Genomic DNA, 14,828 nt, shown 5'->3' with positions numbered 1-14,828 from the left:
CACCGACAGGTCGTGATCACTGGCCGGGGCAGACTGAAAATCGGAAGGTCGGCGGTTCGACCCCGCCCCTGGCCACATAGCCTTTCGCCGGGCTACAGGAGCGCCGATCAGCGGAAACGCCGGTCGGCGTTCTGCTTTTCGCCCCGGAATCCCGCCTGTCCGGTCCGGCCCTGGCGCGCCCTCGACTCCCGCTGGCCACGCCTCCTTGCTGCGGGCGGGTCGCACGTCTGGCTGTGGCCGGCCTCACACCGGCTGTCGGGTGGCGTCCGCCGCCGACGGCGCGGCTTCGGGGTTCGGCCTCCGGGGCGAGCCGGGGATCGTCCCGATGGTGCCCGGCCGTGCCGCCTCGGAAGACTGGCGTCATGACCCGAGCCGGAGACCCCCGCCACCTCGTCCACCGCGTCCTCACCCCGTGGCGGGTGACCTACCGGGCGGAGGCCCTTCGCCGTCTCGCCTGGTCGGTCGTCGCGGTGCCACGCGCGCTGGCGGCGCTGCCGGCCGCCCTGCGCCGCCCCGACCCGTTCCGCGCTCTGGTCCGCGCGCTGCTGGCCGTGCCGGTCGCGCTGGCCGGCTCGGCGCTCACCGGCATGCTCGCCTTCCTGGTGCTGATCAACGTGCTGGCGTACCCGTTCCGCCCCTGGCTGGGCCTCGGCCGGTCGACCGGGGACATCTGGGCCGACCGGTACGCCGACTCCTGGGGCGGGCCGACGCTGGCCGGCGCGTGGGCAACCCACGCCGCCCTCATCCTGCTGTTGGTCCTCCCGGTGCTGGCCTGGGCCATACGGGGCCTCACCGCCCTCCAGTGGCGGCTGACCAGAGTGCGGCCCTCGGCCGCCGTCCCGGACGTGCCCGTGCCGGTGGTGGCTGTCCCCGCTCGGGTGACCGCCGCCCACCCCGAAACGCGCCCGTCCTCGTCGTCGCACGGACGGCTGCGCCGGGCCGGTGCGGTGCTGGCGGCGCTGGGGCTGCTGGTCGCGTCCTCGCTGACCGCGCACGCCAACGGGATCGGGGACAACATCCTCTGGACGCCCCGGGACGCGGCGAGCACTCTCGCCCTCGCGGCGACCCTCGCGCCCGTCGTGAGCCTGCTGCTGCTCCGGCGTACGGCCTGGTGGCAATCCGCTCCCACGCGGCACTGACCCGGCTGGCCCTGGCCGCCGGCGGGCCGCCCGCCAGGGGAGTCATCACCTGTCGCGGTTATGTCTCAGAGGCATATTTATGCCGCTGAGACATGACGCTCTCCACGGTCTGTTCGTTGGAGCAGGCGACGCCAACCTGGAACCGGCGACGTGCGGGTGCCCCAGGCGGTCAGCGCTTCGGGCGCTCCTCGCGGTGCTGCCCCATGCCGCTCTGGATCGCCTCCCACACACTCCGGCCCGCCTGCCGCAGGTGTTCCCCGGCCTGCCCGGCCAGTTGGACGGCACCGGCCGGCCCCGCCGGCCCGCCGGTCTGCGTGGGCCCGGGCGCCGTCGCGGAGGTCGGCGCGGGCTGCTGCCCGGTCGGCCCGGTGGGCGGCTCCGGGGTTCGGGCCCCGGCCGGTGGCGGGGTCGGCGGAGTCAGTCCCGGTGGTTCGTTCCGTAACGTCCGGTCGGCCACCGCGCCCACCGCCCCGATGTGCTGTCCGGCCTGGTTGACGACGGGCGCTCCGCCGGTGGCCTGCTGCACCACCCGGTTCACGTCCTCGGCCGGGACGCCCGCCGCCCGGGCCAGCGCGTCGATGATCTGCGGGTTCCGGTCGAGGGTGGTCAGCGCCCGATCCAGGATCTGCACCAGCTTCTCCAGGCGCACCTTGAGCAGCGCCTCCGCGCTCACCCCGGTCACGTCCAGCTCCACGCCCTGCAGGTGCACCCGCACCCCGGCGTCGAGCTGCACCAGATTCGCCAGCCGAGCGCGCAGCGACAGGTCCGCGTCGAGCCCGTCCACCGCCAACCGGAGCTGGTCGACCGTCACCTCCGGGATGTCGACCAGCACATCCGGCTCCGGCGTCCCGCCCCGGTGGGTGAGCCGCTCGCTGGTCGGGTCCGGTTCCCGCTCGGCCGCTGCGCTCTCGCTCATGCTCCCCGCTCCCCGCTGGCCCGTCCGCCCGGGCCAGGTCAGCCGCGATTACCCGGTTTGGGCCGCGACATCCGTCCCTGCCCCGAATCACCGCAGGCGACCGGGCGGGCGGCCGACCAAGCTGCCGGGCGCAGTGTCGGGAGAACGTTCTCCCGTTGTCGGCAAGCGGCCACGCGCGAAGCTGCGCAGCCGGGCATCAGCCGGTATGGTCCGGGCCTATGGGACAGGAGATGGCCGATCCGGATGAGGTCCGCCAGGAGTTCGACCGCTTCTCCCTCCGCTGCAGTCTCCTCGCCCCGGCCTCCGCCGAACGGGCGTTCGCCGTCTTCACCGGGTCGCTGACCGACTGGTGGGTACGCGAGTACACCTGGTCCGGGCCGGAGGCCCTGGCCGAACTGGGTATCGAGCCCCGCGCCGGCGGCATGCTCTACGAGATCGGGCCGTACGGCTTCCGGTGCGACTGGGGTCGCGTGCTCACCTGGGACCCGCCCCGCCGGCTGGTCTTCACCTGGCAACTCGGGCCGGACCGCGTGCCGGTGCCCGACCCGGCACGGGCCAGCGAGGTCGAGGTGCTCTTCCTGCCCGAGGGGCCGGACCGGACCCGGGTGGAGGTCGAGCACCGCAACTTCGACCGGCACGGCGAGGCGGCCGAGGGCTACCGCAAGGCGCTCACCGCCGGCTGGCAGGAGTTGCTCTGCCGCTACCTCGCCACGGTCGCCCGCGGCGCGGCCTGACCGAGCCGGGAAGCGACCTCGCCGTCAGCCCCCGATGCCACGCGTCGCCGCAGCGCGGCCGGTCACGCCGGTGCCACCCAGGTCGGCCCGCCGCCCCGCCTCGGCCCCGGAGCCGAAGCCGGTGCCGGCGAGCCGGCGGATCGGGGCGGTACGCAGTCGCGGGTAGACCTCGGCGAGCCGGCGCTGGACCCGGTCGGAACGGTCGGCCAGCACCAGCGCCATCGAGGGCGCCCCGGCCTCGGCGACCGCGCCGGCCTCGGCCGCCCGCAGCCGCTCCGCCACCACGTACGCGAAGCCGGCCAGCCAGGTACGCCGGAACGCGGCCGGGTGCTCCCCGGCCGGCACCGCGGCACCGGCCAGCCCGTGCGCGGCCTGCACCAGCAGCGAGGTGAAGAGCAGCTCGACCCGTTCCAGGTCACTGGCGAAGCCGAAGAGGTGCATCGCGAATCCGGCGCCCTGCCGGCGTCGTACGCAGCGGCAGCGCAGCGGGTCGGCGACCGCGGCGAGCAGGCCGGCCTTGTCCCGGGCGTACGGGGCGACGACCTCGACCACCCGGTCGCCGACCGGATCGGTGGCCGGCTCCCGGGCGGCGAGCAGGGCTCGGTCGACGCCGTAGCGGGCGATCAGCTCGGTCGCCTTCGCCATGAACGCGGCCGACTCGGCGGGCGTGCAGGCCGGGTCCTCGGCCTGGGCGAGCAGCTTGCGGACCTTGCTGAGCATCGCCTCGGACATGCACCAGAGCTACCACAGCGGCCGGGAGCCGCACGGGACGAGGCGTGGTCGCCGCGCGGTCAGCCCGCCCGGCTGCGCAGCGTGGCCACTGTGGACCCGGCGAGGGTGAGCAGGCAGTCGGGCAGCAACCCGTCGGCCATCGCGGCGCCGAAGAGCGCCTCGCCGGTGTCGACGTCGTCGTTGGCGTACGCGCTGACGAACCGGGCCACCCAGCGGGTGTCGTAGGCGGCCTGGTCGATCCCGGGAAAGTCGAGGGCGGCACCGCCGGTCGGGGCGTCGTCGCCGACCATGGCGGCCGCCAGGCACCAGGCGACCCCGTACGCGCCGGCCAGTCCGGAGCGGTCCACCACCGCGTCGAAGGTGCCCACGACCGCGTCGCCGTCGCCGGCCAGGGCCGAGCGGAGCACGGCGGTCGCGTCGTCCAGCGTCTGCTGTGCTTCGTCGGTCACCCGCCGAACAGTACTTCCGGGGGTCAAGCGGTGACCCCGAAACAGGCCCACCATCACGCTGAGTGATATCCGCAGTCGGGCTGCCGACGGAGCGCACTCCACGCTCCCACGGCCCACGCCGGCACGCTAATGTGCGCAGCGGACCTTCGCCGGAGGAAGGACGACCATGCTCGTATCACGCGCGTCGCGCGCGGCCATGTCCACGGCCTGCGCTGCGCTCCTGCTCGCCACCAGCGCCTGCGGGAGCGACAAGCCCGAGGAGGCGACCACCACCACCCAGGTGCGCCTCTACGGCACCGACGGCAACATGCAGAACTCGTACGTCGACGAACTCAAGGATCGTGGGGATCTCGTCAACGGCATGAAGGGCACGATCCCGCTCACGCCGCTGCCCGAGACCTTCAAGGATCGGCTACTGACGGTAGACCCGAAGCTGAAGGACTACCTCTACTCGGCCGAGACGTACGACGCCGTGGTGATCAGCGCGCTGGCCGCCCAGCTCGCCGGCAGCACCAACCCGGGCGAGATCGCCAAGCAGATCGTCGGGGTGACCACCGGCGGGCAGCGTTGCGAGGATCCGGCGACCTGTCTGCAGCTCGCCCGCTCGGGCCAGGACATCGAGTACCGGGGGGTGTCGCTGAACCAGGCCGGGTTCACCGACGCCGGCGAGCCGGCCGCCGCCAGCTACGCCACCCTGCACTTCGACGACCAGAAGATCGACGACGGCAAGACCGAGTTCGTCGGCGCCGGCGACGAGTCCGCGGCGAGCACCAAGGCCCCGCCGCGCGGGAAGAAGCAGCGCGGCAAGCCGGGCAGGGAGGCCGGCGCGCCGCTGGTCCTCGGTGGCCTGCTGCCGAAGACCGGTGACCTGGCGCTGGCGTACCCGCCGATGGCGGCCGGCGCGGCGCTGGCGGTCAAGGACATCAACGCCGGCGGCGGGGTGCTCGGCGAGCCGATGGTCTGGGTCGACGGGGACGACGGCACCAACCCGCAGATCGCCAAGGCGACGGTCGCGTCGCACGTCAGCAAGGGCGTGCAGGTCATCATCGGTGCGGCCGCGTCGGGCATCTCCCGGGCCGTGCTGCCCGACGTGGTGGCCGCCGGCCGGGTGCTCTTCTCCCCGTCGAACACCGACGCCGGGCTGACCACGATCGACGACAAGGGCCTCTACTTCCGTACCGCCCCGTCGGACATCCTGCAGGGCCGGGCGCTGGCCGACGTGATCCTGCGGGACGGCCCGCACAAGGTCGCCATCGTCGCCCGCAAGGACTCCTACGGCGAGGGCCTCCAGGAGAACGTCCGCGCCGAGCTGGAGCGGGCCGGTATCGGCGCCGACCGGGTCAAGCTGCTCACGTACGAGCCACCGGCCGACGCGAAGGCGCCTCCGGTGGACTTCTCCGCGGGCGCCAAGGAGATCAAGGACTACGGGGCGGACGCCGTGCTGGTGATCGGCTTCGGCGAGTCCGCGCACGTGATCACCGCGCTGGCCGACGCCGGGGTGCAGATCCGGCACTGACCGGGACGACGAGCGAGGGCCGCACCGGGCGAACCGGTGCGGCCCTCGTCGTGTCGGGACGGTCAACGGGACCGGCGTCGCTCCAAAAACTCGGTCATCCGCCGGTGCTTCTCCTCGTCCTCGAAGAGCACCGCCTGGCCGAGCAGGTCGAGCTGCGGGTGGGCGGCCGGTGGGGCGTCCACGGCCAGCTTGGTCAACCGCACCGCCAGCGCCGAGCCCTTCGCGATCTCGTCTAGCAGGGCGTGCGCGGTGGGCAGCAGTTCCGCCGGCTCGGCCACCACCCGGTTCACCAGCCCGATCCGCAGCGCCTCCTCGGCGTCCACCCGCCGGCCGGTGAAGAGCAGCTCCTTGGCCCGGGCCTCGCCGATCAGCGCCGGCAGGCGGTGGGTCGCGCCGGCGCCGGCGAGGATGCCCAACCGCACCTCGGGCTGGCCGAACACCGCACGCGCCGTGCACACCCGCAGATCGCAGGCGTACGCCAGCTCGGCGCCGCCGCCCAGCGCCGGGCCGTCCACGGCCGCCACGGTGGGCATCGGCAGCGCCCGGATGCGGGCGAAGGCGGCCTGGTTGATGGCGGCCAGGGCGTCCAGCCGGCCGCGCTCGCGGAGCTGGCCGATGTCCGCCCCGCCGGCGAAGATGCCCTCCGTCCCGCCGGTGAGCAGCAGCAGCCGCGGCCGGGCCTCCAGCTCCGCGCAGACCGCGTGCAGCTCGGCGATCAGGTCGGCGTCGATGGCATTGCGCTTCTCCGGCCGGTCCAGGGTGACCACCAGCCGGTCCGGCAGCTCCTCGATCCGCAGCCCGCTCACCGCTTCACCCCGCCTTCCCAGGTGTAGAAGCCCGCACCGGACTTCTTGCCGAGCTTCCCGGCGGCCACCATCTCGACCAGCAGCGGCGGCGGCGCGAAGCGGTCCCCGTACGCGGCCTGGAGGGTGCGGGCGATGTCGAGCCGGACGTCCAGCCCGACCAGGTCGGTCAGCTCCAGCGGGCCCACCGGGTGCCGGTAGCCGAGCACCATCGCCTTGTCGATGTCGGCGGGGCTGGCCACCCCGTCGGCGACCATCCGGATCGCCTCCAGCCCGAGGGTGACCCCGAGCCGGGAGGTGGCGAAGCCCGGCATGTCGCGTACGACGACGGGGGCCTTGCCCAGCCGCCCGGCGAGCGCGACGGCCGCCTCGGTGGTCCCGGGGGCGGTGGCCGGGCCCACCACGATCTCCAGCAACGCCATCGCCCAGACCGGGTTGAAGAAGTGCAGGCCGAGGAAGTCCGCCGGCCGGTCCAGCCCCTCGGCCAGGTCGGCGATCGGGATGCTGGAGGTGTTGCTGCCGAGCAGGGCGGGACGCCGGGCCTCGGCGTCCCGGAGCACCGACCGCTTGAGGTCGAGCCGCTCGGGGACCGCCTCCACGATCACGTCCGGTCCCTCGGCGACCTCGCCGAGGCCGGCCCGCAGGGCGACCCGCTCCCGGTTCGCCGTCGCCGCCTCGGCGGTCAGCTTGCCGCGCTCGACCCCGCGCTCCCACAGCTCGCCAAGCCGACGTACGGCGGCGGCACCGCGTTCCGCGTCCACCTCGACCAGCTCGACCGCGTAGCCGGCGCCGGCCGCCACGTACGCGATGCCGAGGCCCATCGTGCCGGCCCCGACGACCACAAAACGACCACTCATGACGTCCCCTCGCCGCGTACGGTGACGCGCGGGGTCTCCGCCGCGCCGGGCCGCCCGCTCCGCTCTTTCATGGGTGCGACCCTATGCAGGGCCGGACCGGGCGGCATGCGTGGGGGCGCGCCGGATCGGGTACAGACGGCCTCCAACGCCGAGGGAAGGACCGAGATGAGCCAGGCACCGGAGAGCGCGGAGAGCACCGAGACCGTGGACACCCGCGGCGACGAGCGGGTGGACCTGCTGCGCGCCGACACCAACAACGACGGCCGGACCGACGTCTGGGTGGTGGACACCGACGGCGACGGGAAGGCCGACCTCTTCCAGTTCGACACCGACGGTGACGGCCAGGTGGACATCACCATGGTCGACATCGACGAGGACGGTACCCCGGACGAGGTGGTGGACGGCGACGGCGGCCTCCCGCCGGAGCAGACCACGCCGACCGTCCAGGTCTGAGCGGTACGCCGGGTGGCGCTCCCGCGAGCGGGGGCGCCACCGCTCAGGCCAGCTGCAGCGTGGCCAGGTAGTAGGGGCGGTCCCGGTCGTCGACGTCGACGAGGCGCCACGGCGAGCCGTGGACCAGCTCGGCGAGTTCGTCGACCGAGCACACCAGATAGTCGAACCACTCGGTGCCGAGCAGCCGGTAGCGCAGCCGCAGCCGGAGTTGCCCGCCGAGCCGGCCGCGCCGGCGATTGAGCTCGTGGTAGCCGGTGTGCACCGGGTCGGTGGTGCCGTACGGGTCGGTGCCGTGCGCGATCACCTGGGCGCCGGGCCGGGCCAGCGCGGCGAGGGCGGCCAGGAAGCCGGGGGCCCGCTCCCGCCCCTCGATCAGCCCGAGGTTGTTGCCGAGCAGCAGGAAGGTGTCGTACCGCCGGCCGTCGGCGACGTGCTCGTCGACGGTGCCGTGCACCAGGTCGCGTACGCCCCGGTGCCGGCAGACCCGCAGCGCGCCGGCCGACGTGTCCAGCCCGGTGACGGGCACTCCCTGTTCCTGCAGGTGCAGGGCGATCCGGCCGGCGCCGACGCCGACGTCCAGCACCTGACCACGGACCCGGGCCACGGCCCGGTGGTCGTACGGCTGCCAGAACCCCGGCGGGTCCAGGTAGTGGGCGGCGGGGGCGCCGTTGACCAGGCCGTCGTCCCGCTCGATGATCTCGATGACCGGCCGGGGCAGCCGCCCGCCGACCAGCGGCCGGGGGCCGATCCCGGTGGCGACGGCGTACACGTCGCGGATCATCTCCCCGAACACGTCGCCGATCGTGGGTTCCCCGGTCACGGCGCTGTCTCTGCTCGCGACTGCGGGGCTCGCAGACCCGGCTCACTCCTCGCGCTCACGGCGATCACGCTATCCGGACTCGGCGGCACTGTCGCGGCCGTATCCTGGCGGCGTGACCGACCTGGACCGCCTGTCGGCGGAGAAGTACGTGCTGCTGACGACCTTCCGGAAGGACGGTCGGGCGGTGCCGACGCCGGTCTGGGCGGTGCGGGACGGCGACGCGCTGGCGGTGTGGACGGTGTCGGACTCGGGCAAGGTCAAGCGGATCCGGCGCGACGGCCGGGTGACGGTTGCCCCGTGCGACGTACGCGGACGGCCGCACGGCACGGCGGCGCCGGCGCACGCGTCGATCCTCGATCCGGAGGCCACCCGGCGGATCCGGGGTCTGCTGAAGCAGAAGTACCGGATGATCGGCCGGCTGAGCCTGCTGGGCAGCCGGCTGCGGCGGGGCGAGGGCGGCACCGTCGGGTTGCGGATCGTGCTGGACGAGTAGGGCCCCGGACACGACGAAGGGCGGCGGGATCGTCGCTCTCGCGTACGTCCGGCCGCCCCTGATCGGAACGCCTGGAAAACGTCCGGGTCCTCAGTCCCCCTGACGCTGCTGGGGGATCTGCCCCTGCAGCAGGGCCCGGACCTCCGACTCGCGGTAACGGCGGTGGCCGCCCAGGGTCCGGATGGCGCTGAGCTTGCCAGCCTTGGCCCACCGGGTCACCGTCTTCGGGTCGACACGGAACATCGACGCCACCTCGGCCGGCGTGAGTAGCGGCTCTGGTTCGTGCGTTCGCGATGCCATCGGGGTCACTCCTCCACATGTATAGACATCGGCCGGGGTCCCGCCGGCCGACGCGTCTCCCATGGTCCGGCTAGTCCCCGATGTCCGACATGGGCCGAACGGCTGAAGGTCCCTAGACGGACGGATGAACCATGCCCGATTTTTACGACTTTTATGCCGCAGAACCTACCTTATTCGGACTCATGATCACGGTTCGTGATGCGTCAACTACGAGACACTCTCGCATCGGGAGGTCTCAGCCGGGCAAATCGGGTGGGGCTGCCGGGCCTAGTTGCAGCGCTCCAGCAACTGCACCGCCCGCCACCGGGCGACCAGCTTGTCGTACGCCGCGGAGGCCTCCTCCGCCTCCCCCCGGGAGAGCCCGGCCAGCCCGGTGGCGACCAGCTCGGTCGAGTCGTCGGCCGCCAGGGTGTCGTCCGGCAGCAGCTGCACCAGGCCGCCGTAGTCCAGCTCCACCACCGACCGGGGATGGAACTCCTCCAGCCAGCGGGCGGCCTCCTCGACCGCTTCCGTGATCGGCGCCTCCCCGACCGACTTGCGCAGCACCGACAGCGCCCGCGACGAGCGGCGACGCGCCTTGGAGATCTCGGTGCGGTAGCGCAGCGCCCGCCGGGCCGGGTCGGTCACCAGGTGCCGCTCCTGCGCCTCGAAGAGCACGAACCAGCGCAGCGGCACCCCCCAGGTGGCGATCTGCTCGTGCACCCGGGGCACCCCGTGCTCCAGCACCCGCGCCCCGCTGCGCCAGTCCTCCACCACCGCCTTGGCCTGGCCGGCCAGGATCGGCGGGACGAACGCGTCGGCCAGCACCGAGGGCACCCCGTCCCGGGCGCTCAGCGCCGCCTCGGCCACCCGGACCCGCAGGTTCCAGGGGCAGACCAGCAGGGTGTCGTCGGTCTCCAGGACGTACGCCTCGTCGGGCAGGTCGGGCAGCCGGGTCCAGCCCGCGCCGAGCGCCTCGATCACCGCCGTGCGCTGCCGTACCGGGCCCTCCAGCGGGGCGACCGCCCGGCCCTCGTTGACGTACCGGCGCCAGAACGACTGACGCTCCCGGTCGAAGGCGGTCAGCGGCTCGTACACGCGCAGGTAAGAAGCGAAGAGCGACGGCACGGCGCGATCCTCCCACGAGACGGGACCCGTCCGCCGCCGCCGCGACGGGGTGGCGTGACGTGCGCGACAGTACGGGTGGGGCCGATATTAGGCTCAGCAGCACCGGCAGCATCCCGCCGGCGTGCCAGCAGGTCCGCGCCCCACAAGGGCGCACACCGACACAGGAGTCAGCCATGGGCGTTTTCGCCAGCACCGACGACCCGGGATCCACGGGTCACGAACAGGTCGTGTTCTGCCAGGACAAGCAGTCCGGGCTGAAGGCGATCATCGGGATCTACTCGACCGCGCTGGGCCCCGCGCTCGGCGGTACCCGGTTCTACCCGTACGCGAGCGAGGAGGACGCCCTCGCCGACGTGCTCGACCTCTCCCGGGGGATGGCGTACAAGAACGCCCTGGCCGGCCTCGACCTGGGCGGCGGCAAGGCGGTCATCTGGGGTGACCCGGAGCAGATCAAGAGCGAGGCCCTGCTGCGCGCGTACGGCCGCTTCGTGGAGTCCCTCGCCGGCCGTTACTACACCGCCTGCGACGTCGGCACCTACGTGGCCGACATGGACGTGATCGCCCGCGAGACGAAGTACGTCACCGGTCGCAGCGTGGAGCACGGCGGCGCCGGCGACTCCTCGATCCTCACCGCCTGGGGTGTGTTCCAGGGCATGCGGGCCGCCGCCGAGCACGTCTGGGGCACCCCGACGCTCTCCGGCCGGCGGGTCGGCGTGGCCGGCCTGGGCAAGGTCGGCAAGTACCTGACCGCCCACCTGCTCTCCGACGGCGCGGAGGTCGTGGCCACTGACGTCAACCCGAAGGCCCTGGAGTGGGTGCGCGCCACCCACCCGCAGGTCGAGCTGGTGGACGACACCGCCGCCCTGATCGCCTCCGACGTCGACGTGTACGCCCCCTGCGCGCTGGGCGGCGCGCTGAACGACGACACGGTGCCGGTGCTGCGGGCCAAGGTCGTCGCCGGCGCGGCGAACAACCAGCTGGCCCACCCGGGCATCGAGAAGGTCCTCGCCGACCGTGGCATCCTCTACGCCCCGGACTACGTGGTGAACGCCGGCGGCGTGATCCAGGTCGCCGACGAGATCGAGGGCTTCAACTTCGACCGGGCGAAGCTGCGGGCGACCCGCATCTACGACACCACGCGGGAGATCCTCCGGCTCGCGGACGACGAGGGTGTCCCGCCGGCGGTGGCCGCGGACCGGCTCGCCGAGCGGCGGATGGCCGAGGTCGGCCGGCTGCGCACGATCCACCTGCGCTGAACGTCACTCCGGGGGCGGGGCGGCGGCTCCGCCCCCGGGTCACGGGGTCCCGCAGCCCGGCGTTAAGCTGGAAAAAGGGACGCTTCACACCGGTTTGCCCGCTGTCACGGCCGGTACCGGCCCTCGCTCCTTACCGGGTACACTTTGTGACGGCCGGATAACTGCGACGCGCAGGGCCGGCTGACGGTAACCCGAGGTGCCGAACGATGGCATCCCCATGTACCGTAAGAGCCACGAGAGATGCCTGACGTCATCGGGGCCCGCCTTCGGGCTGCCCCGCATTCTGTGCGAGGGGGTCGAGCCATGGGGCGCGGCCGTGCTAAGGCCAAGCAGACGAAGGTGGCCCGGGAGTTGAAGTACCACTCCCCGAACACCGACCTCACCGCCTTGCAGCGCGAGTTGGCGGGTGCTGGTAAGTCTGAGCACAACTTCGACGACGACTACAAAGAGTATGTCGACGACGATGATGAGGATCACGCGGACGACGACCCGGACTCCTGGGCGTCCCCGACCCGCTGACCTCCGGTCACATCTGAGCACGCGGTGACTCTCCGCGTGCTCACGCATGTGCCCGTCTGACGCAGCCCAAAGCCGACGATCAGGGACCTCGCCGCCCCGGAGCACTCCCGAGGAGCGGCAGGTCCCTGATCACGGGCTCGTACCCGTCAGCGGGGCCGGTTGTTCCAGTTGTAGAACGTCGGGATGTTCTCGAAGTGGTTCCAGGCGCAGACCGCGCTGGCCCCGTCGCCGCCCGACACCTCCGCCCGCAGCAGCCGCGCGGCCTCCGCCTCGTGGAGCAGTGCGGTCAGCCCCACGGCGGCTGCCCGCACCCGGTCGGCGACCAGGTCCGGGTCGGCTCCCCCGACGCGCTCAGGCTGCCGGTGACTTGTGGTCTCGGGCATGCTCCAACACTCCCTCCAGTAGGCGGATCTTGCTGTTGCGGCAGTGCTCGGTCTCCGTACCGTCAAAACGCCCCAGTTCGAAGTAGCGGTTGGCGGCGTGGCCACCTCCGCAGAACCCGAAGTAGGGGCAGGACGACCGGCACGCCTCGACACCGGCGAGGAACTCGCCCACCCAGGGCGTACGCCCCGCGCCGGCCAGGATCTCGGCCAGCGGGGTGGAGAGCACGTTGCCGCTGCTGAAGTCGCCGTACCGGGGATCGGTGAAGCCGGCCAGCTCCGGGGAGAGCACGACCACCGAGCCGTCGTGGGCGATGGTGGGGATCGGATCCAGCCGGCGGGGCAGCAGATCGTCCGCCGTGCCGTCCAGGACGGCGCCGGCGTACCGCAGCGACCACTCCACCTCGCGCAGATGGATCCGGGGATCCCGGCGCCACGCGGCCACCAGCTCCGCCCAGAAGCCGGTCACCGCCGCGGCGTCCCAAGCGTTCGTCCGGGTGTTGACCCCCTCGGTCTCCTCGATGTTGACGCCGAGCACGTCGCAGCCGAGGTCGAGGAAGTAGTCGTACAGCTCCGTGGCGAGACCGGGCACCGGCCGGGAGACCACCGCCAGGGCCGAGAAGGGCAGTCCATTCCGGCGCAGCGCGTCCACCCCGGCGCGGATCCGGTCGTACGCCGGCCGGCCGCCCCGGGTGACCCGCTCGGCGTTGCGCTCCCGCGGCCCGTCCACGCTCACGCTGACCCGGACGCCGTGCTCGGCGAAGAACGCGCACCAGGCGTCGTCGATCAGCGTGGCGTTGGTCTGGACGTGGTGCTCCACCGCCGGCCCGAACGGGGCCAGCAGGGCGGCCAGGTGCTCCCGTCCGGCCGCGAGCGGCTCCCCGCCGTGCCAGACCACCGAGAAGCGCCCCGCGGCCGCCCACGGGTTCACCGAGGCCGCCACCGCCTCGGCGACCGGGACCGGCATCCGCCGGTCCGCCGCCCGCATCGGCAGATAGCAGTAGACGCAGTCGAGGTTGCAGAGCGTGGTCGGTTGCATCACCACGTACGAGGGCACGGCGGCGAGGCCGCGCATCCCGGGATGCGTACGAGCAGCCATCAACCCTCCCCCGCCTAGCCTGAGGCCCTTCAGGCTAGGCGGCGGTGGCCACTCGGGTGAACCCCCGATCAGGTGGCCGGATGATCACCAGAGCGTGATCACCCCCGAGTGTGCTGGCCGATCATCTGCACGTTGCCCGAGCCCTCGATGATCTCGCCGACCTGCCAGGCGTCCACACCCCGGCCGGTCAGGGTGGCCAGCGCGCGGTCGGCGTCCTCGGCCGAGACGATGGCGAACATGCCCACGCCCATGTTGAACGTGGCCTCCATCTCCGGGTCCTCGATCCGGCCCTTGGACTGGATCAGGTCGAAGATCGGCTGCGGCTTCCAGGTCGAGCGGTTCACCACCGCGTCGACGTGCTCCGGCAGGATCCGCACCAGGTTGCCCGGGATGCCACCGCCGGTGACGTGGGCCAGCGCCCGCACGTCGGCCTCGGCGATCAGCTTGAGGCAGTCCTGCGCGTAGATCTTGGTCGGGGTGAGCAGTTCCTCGCCGAGGGTCCGCTGCCGGCCGAAGTCCTCGATCACCACGTCGAGCCGCATCCGGGCGACGCCGAGCAGCACGTGGCGGACCAGCGAGTAGCCGTTGGAGTGCAGGCCGGAGGAGCGCATGGCGATGACGACGTCGCCCACCTCCACCCGCTCCGAGCTGAGGATCTCGCTCTCCTCCACCACGCCCACGCCGGTGGCGGAGATGTCGTACTCGTCGGGGCGCAGCACGCCCGGGTGCTCCGCGGTCTCGCCGCCGAGCAGGGCGCAGCCCGCGTACCGGCAGCCGTCGGCGATGCCGGCGCCGATCTCGGCGACCTTGTCGGGGACGACCTCGCCGGTGGCGATGTAGTCGAGCAGGAAGAGCGGCTCGGCACCGCAGGCGACCAGGTCGTCGACGACCATCGCGACCAGGTCGATGCCGACCGTGTCGTGGATGTCGAGCTGCTGGGCGATCACCAGCTTGGTGCCGACGCCGTCGGTCGACGAGGCCAGGATCGGGTTCTTGTACTTCTTGGTGTCCAGCCGGAACAGGCCGGCGAAGCCGCCCAGGTCACCCAGGACCTCCGGGCGCCGGGTCTGCTTGACCTTGGACTTCAGCAGCTCGACCGCGCGGTCGCCCGCCTCGATCGACACCCCGGCGTCGGCGTACGAGACCGAGCGTTTGCGCGTCGTGCGGCTGGTGGCGGCCGTCCACGGCTGGCGGTCGCCGCCGGCGCCTGTCGGGCTGGTTCCTGCGCCGCTGCGCTCGGACACGTGGGTCACGG

At 72.9% G+C, this 14,828-nt stretch carries 18 protein-coding genes and 1 tRNA gene; 8 read left to right on the top strand and 11 right to left on the bottom strand.

Annotation, left to right across the window (positions count from 1 at the left end; all coding sequences use genetic code 11):
• The first annotated feature begins 4 nt into the window (after positions 1 to 4).
• Together ACGFI9_RS21370 and ACGFI9_RS21365 are read left to right on the top strand one after the other, a co-directional pair.
• Positions 5 to 75, top strand: a tRNA-Ser gene (locus ACGFI9_RS21370).
• Between the two features lie 287 nt (positions 76 to 362).
• Entirely contained in the window at positions 363 to 1,139 is a 777-nt protein-coding gene (locus ACGFI9_RS21365; RefSeq protein ID WP_393180133.1) for a hypothetical protein, read from the top strand.
• Between the two features lie 169 nt (positions 1,140 to 1,308).
• On the opposite strand, the gene ACGFI9_RS21360 is transcribed toward ACGFI9_RS21365, so the two are convergent.
• Positions 1,309 to 2,055, bottom strand: coding sequence for a hypothetical protein (locus ACGFI9_RS21360; protein WP_393180131.1), 747 nt, complete (start codon positions 2,053 to 2,055; stop codon positions 1,309 to 1,311).
• 218 nt (positions 2,056 to 2,273) lie between these two features.
• Here ACGFI9_RS21360 and ACGFI9_RS21355 point away from each other — a divergent pair, with 218 nt between their 5' ends.
• The gene (locus ACGFI9_RS21355) at positions 2,274 to 2,789 is read left to right on the top strand and encodes an SRPBCC family protein (RefSeq protein ID WP_393180129.1); all 516 of its coding nucleotides are present in this window, start codon (positions 2,274 to 2,276) and stop codon (positions 2,787 to 2,789) included.
• A 24-nt stretch (positions 2,790 to 2,813) separates the two neighbouring features.
• Here ACGFI9_RS21355 and ACGFI9_RS21350 read toward each other — a convergent pair whose 3' ends face one another.
• Both ACGFI9_RS21350 and ACGFI9_RS21345 read right to left on the bottom strand, forming a co-directional pair.
• Positions 2,814 to 3,521: a DUF2786 domain-containing protein gene (locus tag ACGFI9_RS21350; protein ID WP_393180128.1), complete on the bottom strand. Its 708-nt coding sequence runs from the start codon at positions 3,519 to 3,521 to the stop codon at positions 2,814 to 2,816.
• Between the two features lie 59 nt (positions 3,522 to 3,580).
• Positions 3,581 to 3,970: a hypothetical protein gene (locus ACGFI9_RS21345; protein ID WP_393180127.1), complete on the bottom strand. Its 390-nt coding sequence runs from the start codon at positions 3,968 to 3,970 to the stop codon at positions 3,581 to 3,583.
• A gap of 166 nt (positions 3,971 to 4,136) precedes the next feature.
• Between ACGFI9_RS21345 and ACGFI9_RS21340 the strand changes: the two genes are divergently transcribed.
• On the top strand, positions 4,137 to 5,486 hold the full coding sequence (locus ACGFI9_RS21340; RefSeq protein ID WP_393180125.1) for an ABC transporter substrate-binding protein: 1,350 nt from the start codon (positions 4,137 to 4,139) through the stop codon (positions 5,484 to 5,486).
• 62 nt (positions 5,487 to 5,548) lie between these two features.
• Here the strand turns inward: ACGFI9_RS21340 and ACGFI9_RS21335 are convergent, their stop codons facing one another.
• Both ACGFI9_RS21335 and ACGFI9_RS21330 read right to left on the bottom strand, forming a co-directional pair.
• Entirely contained in the window at positions 5,549 to 6,292 is a 744-nt protein-coding gene (locus ACGFI9_RS21335) for an enoyl-CoA hydratase/isomerase family protein (RefSeq protein ID WP_393180123.1), read from the bottom strand.
• A complete protein-coding gene (locus ACGFI9_RS21330; RefSeq protein ID WP_393180121.1) occupies positions 6,289 to 7,146 on the bottom strand; it encodes a 3-hydroxyacyl-CoA dehydrogenase family protein in 858 nt (285 codons plus the stop codon). Before ACGFI9_RS21330 ends, ACGFI9_RS21335 begins: the two co-directional genes overlap by 4 nt.
• A 165-nt stretch (positions 7,147 to 7,311) precedes the next feature.
• Here ACGFI9_RS21330 and ACGFI9_RS21325 point away from each other — a divergent pair, with 165 nt between their 5' ends.
• Positions 7,312 to 7,599, top strand: a complete 288-nt coding sequence (locus tag ACGFI9_RS21325; protein ID WP_393180119.1) for a hypothetical protein — start codon at positions 7,312 to 7,314, stop codon at positions 7,597 to 7,599.
• Positions 7,600 to 7,642: 43 nt separating this feature from the next.
• On the opposite strand, the gene ACGFI9_RS21320 is transcribed toward ACGFI9_RS21325, so the two are convergent.
• Complete coding sequence (locus ACGFI9_RS21320) at positions 7,643 to 8,419, bottom strand: class I SAM-dependent methyltransferase (RefSeq protein ID WP_393180118.1); 777 nt, start codon at positions 8,417 to 8,419, stop codon at positions 7,643 to 7,645.
• A 112-nt stretch (positions 8,420 to 8,531) separates the two neighbouring features.
• Between ACGFI9_RS21320 and ACGFI9_RS21315 the strand changes: the two genes are divergently transcribed.
• Positions 8,532 to 8,912, top strand: coding sequence for a PPOX class F420-dependent oxidoreductase (locus ACGFI9_RS21315; protein ID WP_393180117.1), 381 nt, complete (start codon positions 8,532 to 8,534; stop codon positions 8,910 to 8,912).
• 90 nt (positions 8,913 to 9,002) lie between these two features.
• Here the strand turns inward: ACGFI9_RS21315 and ACGFI9_RS21310 are convergent, their stop codons facing one another.
• Positions 9,003 to 9,212: a BldC family transcriptional regulator gene (locus tag ACGFI9_RS21310; protein ID WP_007073996.1), complete on the bottom strand. Its 210-nt coding sequence runs from the start codon at positions 9,210 to 9,212 to the stop codon at positions 9,003 to 9,005.
• 267 nt (positions 9,213 to 9,479) lie between these two features.
• The gene (locus ACGFI9_RS21305) at positions 9,480 to 10,319 is read right to left on the bottom strand and encodes a hypothetical protein (protein WP_393180115.1); all 840 of its coding nucleotides are present in this window, start codon (positions 10,317 to 10,319) and stop codon (positions 9,480 to 9,482) included.
• 173 nt (positions 10,320 to 10,492) lie between these two features.
• On the opposite strand from ACGFI9_RS21305, the gene ACGFI9_RS21300 reads away from it, so the two are divergent.
• Both ACGFI9_RS21300 and ACGFI9_RS21295 read left to right on the top strand, forming a co-directional pair.
• The gene (locus ACGFI9_RS21300; RefSeq protein WP_393180113.1) at positions 10,493 to 11,575 is read left to right on the top strand and encodes a Glu/Leu/Phe/Val dehydrogenase; all 1,083 of its coding nucleotides are present in this window, start codon (positions 10,493 to 10,495) and stop codon (positions 11,573 to 11,575) included.
• A 303-nt stretch (positions 11,576 to 11,878) separates the two neighbouring features.
• Positions 11,879 to 12,094, top strand: a complete 216-nt coding sequence (locus ACGFI9_RS21295) for a DUF3073 domain-containing protein (protein WP_393180112.1) — start codon at positions 11,879 to 11,881, stop codon at positions 12,092 to 12,094.
• 146 nt (positions 12,095 to 12,240) lie between these two features.
• Here the strand turns inward: ACGFI9_RS21295 and amcA are convergent, their stop codons facing one another.
• The 3 genes from amcA to purM form a co-directional block, all read right to left on the bottom strand.
• Positions 12,241 to 12,477: a multiple cyclophane-containing RiPP AmcA gene (gene amcA / locus ACGFI9_RS21290; protein WP_393180110.1), complete on the bottom strand. Its 237-nt coding sequence runs from the start codon at positions 12,475 to 12,477 to the stop codon at positions 12,241 to 12,243.
• Positions 12,446 to 13,549 carry a cyclophane-forming radical SAM peptide maturase AmcB gene (amcB, locus tag ACGFI9_RS21285; RefSeq protein ID WP_393180172.1) on the bottom strand — a complete coding sequence of 368 codons (1,104 nt, stop codon included), beginning with the start codon at positions 13,547 to 13,549 and terminating at the stop codon, positions 12,446 to 12,448. The genes amcA and amcB overlap by 32 nt, the downstream gene beginning before the upstream one ends.
• A 122-nt stretch (positions 13,550 to 13,671) precedes the next feature.
• Positions 13,672 to 14,826, bottom strand: coding sequence for a phosphoribosylformylglycinamidine cyclo-ligase (purM, locus tag ACGFI9_RS21280; RefSeq protein ID WP_393180108.1), 1,155 nt, complete (start codon positions 14,824 to 14,826; stop codon positions 13,672 to 13,674).
• Positions 14,827 to 14,828 lie beyond the last annotated feature (2 nt).

It is taken from the genome of Micromonospora sp. NPDC048930, assembly GCF_043197935.1.
Taxonomy (GTDB): Bacteria; Actinomycetota; Actinomycetes; order Mycobacteriales; family Micromonosporaceae; genus Micromonospora.
The sequence above is the reverse complement of the archived record's forward strand: the minus strand, read 5'-3'. Positions and strand labels throughout refer to the sequence as shown.